This is a genomic window from Stenotrophomonas sp. STEN054, from assembly GCF_056854535.1.
The window spans coordinates 79,448-85,899 of sequence record NZ_JBXFWG010000015.1 but is presented as its reverse complement, the minus strand read 5'-3'; the positions used below and the strand labels follow the sequence as shown (position 1 = coordinate 85,899).

The 6,452-nt window shown below is 67.8% G+C and carries 6 protein-coding genes; 3 read left to right on the top strand and 3 right to left on the bottom strand.

Annotation, left to right across the window (positions count from 1 at the left end; genetic code table 11):
• Nucleotides 1–297 precede the first annotated feature (297 nt).
• Nucleotides 298–1,488, bottom strand: coding sequence for an MFS transporter (locus AC1VXD_RS08345; RefSeq protein ID WP_482991675.1), 1,191 nt, complete (start codon nucleotides 1,486–1,488; stop codon nucleotides 298–300).
• Between the two features lie 94 nt (nucleotides 1,489–1,582).
• Here AC1VXD_RS08345 and AC1VXD_RS08340 point away from each other — a divergent pair, with 94 nt between their 5' ends.
• Complete coding sequence (locus tag AC1VXD_RS08340; RefSeq protein ID WP_482991674.1) at nucleotides 1,583–2,512, top strand: LysR family transcriptional regulator; 930 nt, start codon at nucleotides 1,583–1,585, stop codon at nucleotides 2,510–2,512.
• Nucleotides 2,513–2,568: 56 nt separating this feature from the next.
• On the opposite strand, the gene AC1VXD_RS08335 is transcribed toward AC1VXD_RS08340, so the two are convergent.
• Together AC1VXD_RS08335 and AC1VXD_RS08330 are read right to left on the bottom strand one after the other, a co-directional pair.
• Nucleotides 2,569–4,026, bottom strand: a complete 1,458-nt coding sequence (locus tag AC1VXD_RS08335; RefSeq protein ID WP_482991673.1) for an amidohydrolase family protein — start codon at nucleotides 4,024–4,026, stop codon at nucleotides 2,569–2,571.
• A 52-nt stretch (nucleotides 4,027–4,078) separates the two neighbouring features.
• On the bottom strand, nucleotides 4,079–4,777 hold the full coding sequence (locus tag AC1VXD_RS08330) for an ankyrin repeat domain-containing protein (RefSeq protein WP_482991672.1): 699 nt from the start codon (nucleotides 4,775–4,777) through the stop codon (nucleotides 4,079–4,081).
• A gap of 93 nt (nucleotides 4,778–4,870) precedes the next feature.
• Between AC1VXD_RS08330 and AC1VXD_RS08325 the strand changes: the two genes are divergently transcribed.
• Together AC1VXD_RS08325 and AC1VXD_RS08320 are read left to right on the top strand one after the other, a co-directional pair.
• Entirely contained in the window at nucleotides 4,871–5,752 is an 882-nt protein-coding gene (locus tag AC1VXD_RS08325; RefSeq protein WP_482991671.1) for a LysR substrate-binding domain-containing protein, read from the top strand.
• Nucleotides 5,753–5,914: 162 nt separating this feature from the next.
• Nucleotides 5,915–6,388, top strand: a complete 474-nt coding sequence (locus AC1VXD_RS08320; RefSeq protein ID WP_482991670.1) for a DUF3806 domain-containing protein — start codon at nucleotides 5,915–5,917, stop codon at nucleotides 6,386–6,388.
• The last annotated feature ends 64 nt before the right edge of the window (nucleotides 6,389–6,452 follow it).

Genomic DNA, 6,452 nt, shown 5'->3' with positions numbered 1-6,452 from the left:
ATTCTGGATATGGTTCCGAAAGATCGCTGAAAACTGTCGAAGGCGGGGTGGGTCCGGTTGAGGGGGCGTGAGCCGCATGGGCCCGCGGCATGCCTCGGGCGGATTGGGCAGGACGCCCAACCCCGGTCTTGCCGTGTGCGCAGGACAGCGCACACGAGCAAGCGGCGACCGAGCTTACATGGACGTACTTGCAGCGTCCCCCTCAACCGGACCCACCCCGCCATCCCACGGATAGCACGCTGTTGCTGTTGCTGTTGCTTCGGCAGGTGCAGGGCTGCAAGCCCTGCAAAACAACACTCACCTCAGCCGCACCAGCAGGCTGCTGCCCGCACACACCACCGCCAGCCATGCCACGCCATGCCAACCCCACTGGGCAAGTGCAAGGCTACCCAGCGCACCGCCCGCCGCCATGCCGATGAACATGCCGGTGAACAGCAGCGCGTTGAGGCGGCTGCGCGCCGGCGGCACCAGGCTGTAGACCAGGGTCTGGTGCGCCACCAGCGCCGACTGGAAGCCGAAGTCGAACAACAGCGCGCTCACCACCAGCAGCGGCAGCGCCGCAGCAGGCAGCCAGCTGTCGGCCAGCAGCAGGCCGAAGCCCACCAGCGCCACCGCAATCGCCAGGCGTGCCACCGCATGGCTGCCCAGACGGTCGGCGTAGCGGCCCGCGAACGGCGCCGCCAGCGCGCCGGCAGCACCGGCAATGCCGAACGCACCCGCGGCGGCACTGCCCAACCCGAGCTTGGCGTGCAGCATCAACGCCAGGGTCGACCAGAACGCGCTGAAGCCCACCGCCAGCAGCGACTGGCTGGCGACCGCGCGGCGCAGCTGTGGCTGCTCACGCCACAACTGCAGCAGCGAGGCCAGCAATGCCGGATAGCGCAGCGTGCTGGTGGGTGCGAAGCGCGGCAGCGCCTTGGCCATCACCGCGCCCATCGCCGCCACCGACACCGCCGCCAGCACGAACTGCGTGCGCCAGCCCCAGGCTTCGGCGACCACGCCACTGACCACGCGCGAGAGCAGGATGCCAAGCAGCAGGCCGGTCATCACCCGGCCAACGATCTGCCCGCGGTGTGCGTCCGGCGCCAGGACCGCGGCCGCCGGCACGATGTCCTGCGCGAGGGTCGCCATCAGGCCCACCAGCAGGCTGGCCACCAGCAGGCCAGGCAGCTGGCCGGCCAGTGCCGCGGCCGCCAGGGCCAACGACAACAGCGCCGACTTCAGCAGGATCAGGTGCCGACGGTCGAAGCGGTCACCGAGCGGGGCCAGCAGCAGGATGCCCAGCGCGTAGCCCAGCTGGGTCATGGTCGGCACCAGGCCGACGCCGCGCTCGCTGGCGCCGAGGTCCTGCGCGATCAGGCCCAGCATCGGCTGGCTGTAGTACAGCGACGCCACCGAGAAGCCTGCACCGGCCGCCATCGCAAGGACCAACGGAGCCGAGGGGGCAGCCGTGGGCGGGGCGCTCACAGAAACAGAGGGAGTGGACATGGATGAACTCCAAGGGAGGAATGGTGCATAGCCTGACGATATTCGCCGCGCGCCTGTAGTAGGCTCAGCGACATATCATTCATACGCCCAACGCATGACCGACCTGCCCGCTGGCGCCGACCGTCTCGACCTGCTGCGTACCTTCCTGCGCATCGTCGATGCCGGCAGCCTTTCCGCTGCCGCCACCCAGCTCGGCACCACCCAGCCCACGGTCAGCCGGCGCCTGCAGGCGCTGGAGCGACAGCTGGGCCTGCGCCTGCTGCAACGCTCCAACCACGGCCTGCAGCTGACCGAGGACGGCCAGCGCTGCCAGCGCCACGCGCAGCGGGTCATCGACGAGTGGGAGTCACTGCAGGCCGAGCTGCATGGCGAGGCGCAGGTGCTGCGCGGGCGCCTGCGGGTGATGGTGCCGCACGCGTTCGGCCAGGCGCAGCTGCTGCCGACCATGCTGGATTTTCTTGCGCGGCATCCGCAGCTGAGCCTGGAATGGATCCTCGAGGACCATCGCCCGGATTTCGTTGCCGAGGGCATCGACTGCGCCGTGCGCGTCGGCCCGGTGGACGAGCCGCGCATGGTCGCCCTGCCGCTGGCCGAGGTGCCGCGCATCGTGGTGGCCTCGCCTGCCCTGGCCGATCCGGCGCGCGTGCGCACGCCCGAGCAGGCGCAGACACTGCCATGGATCGCGCTGGCCACCTACTACCGCGAGCGCCTGCTGCTGCACGATGCGCAGGGGCGCGCGCACACGCTGTCGATCGCCCCGCGCCTGCTCACCGACAACCTGTTCGTGGTGCAGCGTGCCGCCGTGGCCGGTCTGGGCGCGGCGGTGGTCTCGGCGTGGCTGGTGGCCGACGATCTCGCCGAAGGCCGTCTGGTGCAGCTGCTGCCGCAGTGGCAGGCGCCGCCGCTGCCAGTGCACTTGGTGTTCCCCGCCGCGCGCCAGCAGCCGCTGCGGCTGCGCGCGTTCATCGATGCGATGAAGGAAGCGCTGCCGCAGCTGCATGGGATGCGGCCGGCGGCGCGCTGAACCGCTGGAAGGATCAGAGCCCTTCCCTGCGGGAAGGGCCCTGACCCCAGCAACGATCACTTCCCCTTGGCCGCGTCGGCATTCCACGCCGCCACCTTGGCTTTGGTGTCGGCCAGCATCTTGTCCAGCGCCGCACGGTCATACACGGTGCCGCGCAGGATCACGCTGTCAATCTTCTCGGTCGCGGCGATGTCCTGCAGCGGGTTGGCGGTCAGCAGCACCAGGTCGGCTGCCTTGCCGCTGGCGACGCCACCGTAGCGGTCCATCTGGCCGAACCATGCCGGGCCCGAACGCGTGGCCGCCGACAGCGCCTGCGGCGCGCTCAGGCCTTCCTTCACGAACAGCTGCAGTTCCTGGTGCAACGCAATGCCCGGGAAGTTGTACGAGTTGAGGAAGCCGGCATCGGTACCGGCGATGATCGTCACCCCCGCTTCCTGCAGCATCGGCAGCACCGAGGCCACCTGGTGGTACTGCGCATGGCGCGCTTCGATCTGCGCCGGGGTCGCCTTGGCCGCGCGATCCACGCGCCACTGGTAGGTCGCACGCAGGCCCGGGCCGATGTAGGCCAGGTACGGATCGTTGGCGTGGTCATCCTGGTCGAGGAAATCGAGGATGCGGCCGCCATTGAGGGTCGGGGTGACGAACACGCCGCGCTTGGCGAAGTCACGGTAGGCGCGCATGGCCGTATCGTGGTTGAAGCTGGCATCCAGGCGGCGGTTTGCCTCGGCGCGGTCGATGCGGCCGGCACCGAAATCGGCGGCGATCTGCGCTTCATCCCTGCTGCCGGCCTTGAAGGCGTAATCCAGATGCTCAATCGAGGCGAGGCCGGCATCGACCGCCTGTTCGACGGTCAGCGCCATCGGGATATGGCCCGAGGCCTTGAAGCCGGCCTTGCGCGCGGCCCTGGCCGAATACAGGAACAGCTCCGGCTTCAGCGTGCTGTCGGTGATCTTCACGAAATCGACCTTGTCGTGCTGCAGGCGGGAGATCGCCTTGTCGACCTCAGCCTCGCTACCCACTTCGATGGTGCCCTTCCAGACCGGCTTGATGCCTTCGATCTTGGCGCCGGAGCTGAGCAGGCGCGGTCCGAACAGCGTGCCGTTGGCGATCTCGCCACGCCACTGCAGCACCTGCTCCGGCAAGTCGCCCGAGCAGTCGCGCACGGTGGTGATGCCATGGGCGATGTACAGGGGCAGCAGCGCCTTGTTCTCTTCGATGAGGGCCGGGCCGCCGCCGAAGTGCACGTGCATGTCCCACAGGCCCGGAATCAGGTACTTGCCCTTGGCGTCGATCTGGCGGCTGGCGCTCCACTGGCTGCGCAGCTGCGCGTCGGGGCCGACGGCGACGATGTCATCGCCACGGATCACCACGCTCTGCCCCGGCAGGCTGCGTGCGTGTTCGACATCGACCACGGTGGCGTTGCGGATCAGCAGGTCGGCACGCTCGGCAGCGGAGGCCGACAGCGGTGCGACGGCAAGGAGGATCGCAAGGGACAACGGGCGGGACTGGAACATGGACGGCATCCTGATGGGCGCGCGTAACGCGCAGAGTGGAAGGGGTCGGGATTCAGCGCTGGGCGCCGGCCTGGCGCAGCAGGGTTTCAACGTGGGTGTAGCCACGCTGGCGTGCGTGCATCAGCGGCGTCACGCCATCACCATCGGCCAGTTCGGGATTGGCGCCGGCGTCGAGCAGCAGCTGCACGATCTGCACATGGTGCGGCCCGCCATCGCCGAGCAGGATCGCTTCCAGCAGTGCGGTCCAGTGCAGGCGGTTGACATGGTCGACCGCCACACCCGCGCGCAGCAGTGTGCGCACGGTGGCCACATGGCCGCGTTCGGCCGCAGGAATCAGGGCGGTGCCGCCGTAGCGGTTTGTACTGCGCAGATCGGCACCGTGGGCCAGGGTCAGCGCGAGAATGTCATCCAGGCCGCGCGCGCCGGCATACAGGTAAGCGCTGTCCTGCATCGCATCCTTGGCGTTGACGTCGGCACCGGCTTCGATCAGTTCGCGTGCGGCATCGACGTGATTGCCGTGGGTCGCCAGCAGCAGCGCGGTGCGGCCCTGCGCATCGCGCGATTCCAGATCGGCGCCGTCATCCACTGCCGTACGCACGGCGGCGGCATCGCCTTGCGCGGCAGCATCGCGCAGTCGCGCATCGGCCGTGCCGGCCGTTGCCGAACAGCCAGGTACCACCATCGCCCACAGGCACAGCAGCAACAGGCGACCCAGCGGGCCGGGCAAACGAGGGCGACGAGCGATGCGCATCTGCAGTTCTCCGGTGCAGCGGGGCGCCGTGCTTGCCGCCTCCTGCCCTGCATGGTAGAAGTCGCCACGTGCATCCAGAAGTGAAATGTTCAAATGCAAGACAGTGCCAAATCGAATAGAACGCTGTTCGAACTGGACCTGCTGCGTGCGCTGGTGATGGTGGCCGACTGCGGCAGTTTCACCACCGCCGCCACCCGCCTGCATTCCACCCAGTCCACGGTCAGCCAGAAGGTCCGGCGGCTGGAGGAGCTGGCCGGGCACCGCCTGCTCGAGCGCGGCCACCGCGACGTGCACCCCACCGATGCGGGGCACACCCTGCTGGGCTACGCACGGCGCATGCTCGACCTGAACGAGGAAATGGCCCAGGCCCTGGCTGGCGCCACGGTGGAAACGGCGGTGCGCATCGGCGTGCCGGAGGATTTCGTCAACGCGCAGACCACGCGCATGCTGGCCGCCTTCAGCCGCCGCCACCCGCAGGTAAAGCTGGAGATCAGCAGCGGCCTGAGCCGCGATCTGGCGCATGGCTTCGACCACGGCGAGTTGGACCTGGTGCTGGTCAAGCAGCGCCGCAACACCCGCCAGGCGGTGCTTTGCCGGCGCGAGCCGATGCACTGGATCGACAGCCTGCGCAGCAGCTGCCTGCAGCAGGATCCGCTGCCGCTGGTCACCTTCCCGCCGCGCGGGCTGTATCGCGACGAGATGATCCACGCCGTGGAAGCGCTGGGCCTGCGCTGGCGCATCGCCTTCACCAGCTCGTCGCTCAGCGGCATCCAGGGCGCGGTGGCCGATGGCATCGGCATCAGCCTGCTGCCCCGCCGCGCGGTCCTGCGTGAGCACCGCATCATCGATGGCGAGCGCGACCTGCCGGTAATCGACAACTACGAGATCGGCCTGCTGCATCGCGCCGATGCCGATGATGCGGTGCGCGCTCTCGCGAGCGAGTTGTGGCGGCAGGTGCAGCGCGAACCGGATTGAGCACCGTGGATCCACGCCATGTGGGGATGGAAACGACCGCGCGCTATCCGAAAGGACCATGAAACGCCAGCGGGTACATGCTTGTCGTAAAAGACCCACTGATGGCGTACCCAGCGCTCGGGCGATAGGGTAGCGAACGCCCGTCTCCGAAATACCCCGCCTATGACCAACACGTACCAGGTTACTTTGACCTCTGCTCCGCAGGACGAAGCCGACATCCGGTTCGACCCACTACCACCTGCACTCATCGCGCACATGCACAAACAGCGCGCAAAGGTTGCTACCCAGGTTGCATCTGCGTTCCCGACAGTGCCTGTTCAATGGCCACCGCAGCCAAGCACGCTGCAGCGCGTAGTAGAAGCCGAACTGATCGATCCCGATGATTGTGACGGTTGGGAAGCATTGGGGGTCGCATTCGGTGACTGCCTGATACAGCGTGTACCGGAACTTGCCTGGGTGCAGGTAACCGACGCCTGGGGCGTCGATGCGGTTCTCCGCTACGGAGACGCCGATATCATGGTCAGCACCGGCACTCTGTTGATCAAACGCGTCGAAAAAGGCGAGACCATCGAGATCAATCATCTGCTTGAAACTCTCGAGGAGTTCGTCATCCAGCAAGCGCGCAAGTTCAGCTGAGTCGATGGGAGGGCGATGGAGCCGCGCAGATTGACGTATTCGGACCTTGATGCTGCACCTGCGG

Coding starts and splice junctions, on each gene's coding strand:
- AC1VXD_RS08345 (WP_482991675.1), bottom strand. CDS start 1,488: ATGTCCACTCCCTCTGTTTCTGTGAGCGCCCCGCCCACGGCTGCCCCC.
- AC1VXD_RS08330 (WP_482991672.1), bottom strand. CDS start 4,777: ATGCGCATCGCTCGTCGCCCTCGTTTGCCCGGCCCGCTGGGTCGCCTG.
- AC1VXD_RS08325 (WP_482991671.1), top strand. CDS start 4,871: ATGCAAGACAGTGCCAAATCGAATAGAACGCTGTTCGAACTGGACCTG.
- AC1VXD_RS08335 (WP_482991673.1), bottom strand. CDS start 4,026: ATGTTCCAGTCCCGCCCGTTGTCCCTTGCGATCCTCCTTGCCGTCGCA.
- AC1VXD_RS08340 (WP_482991674.1), top strand. CDS start 1,583: ATGACCGACCTGCCCGCTGGCGCCGACCGTCTCGACCTGCTGCGTACC.
- AC1VXD_RS08320 (WP_482991670.1), top strand. CDS start 5,915: ATGACCAACACGTACCAGGTTACTTTGACCTCTGCTCCGCAGGACGAA.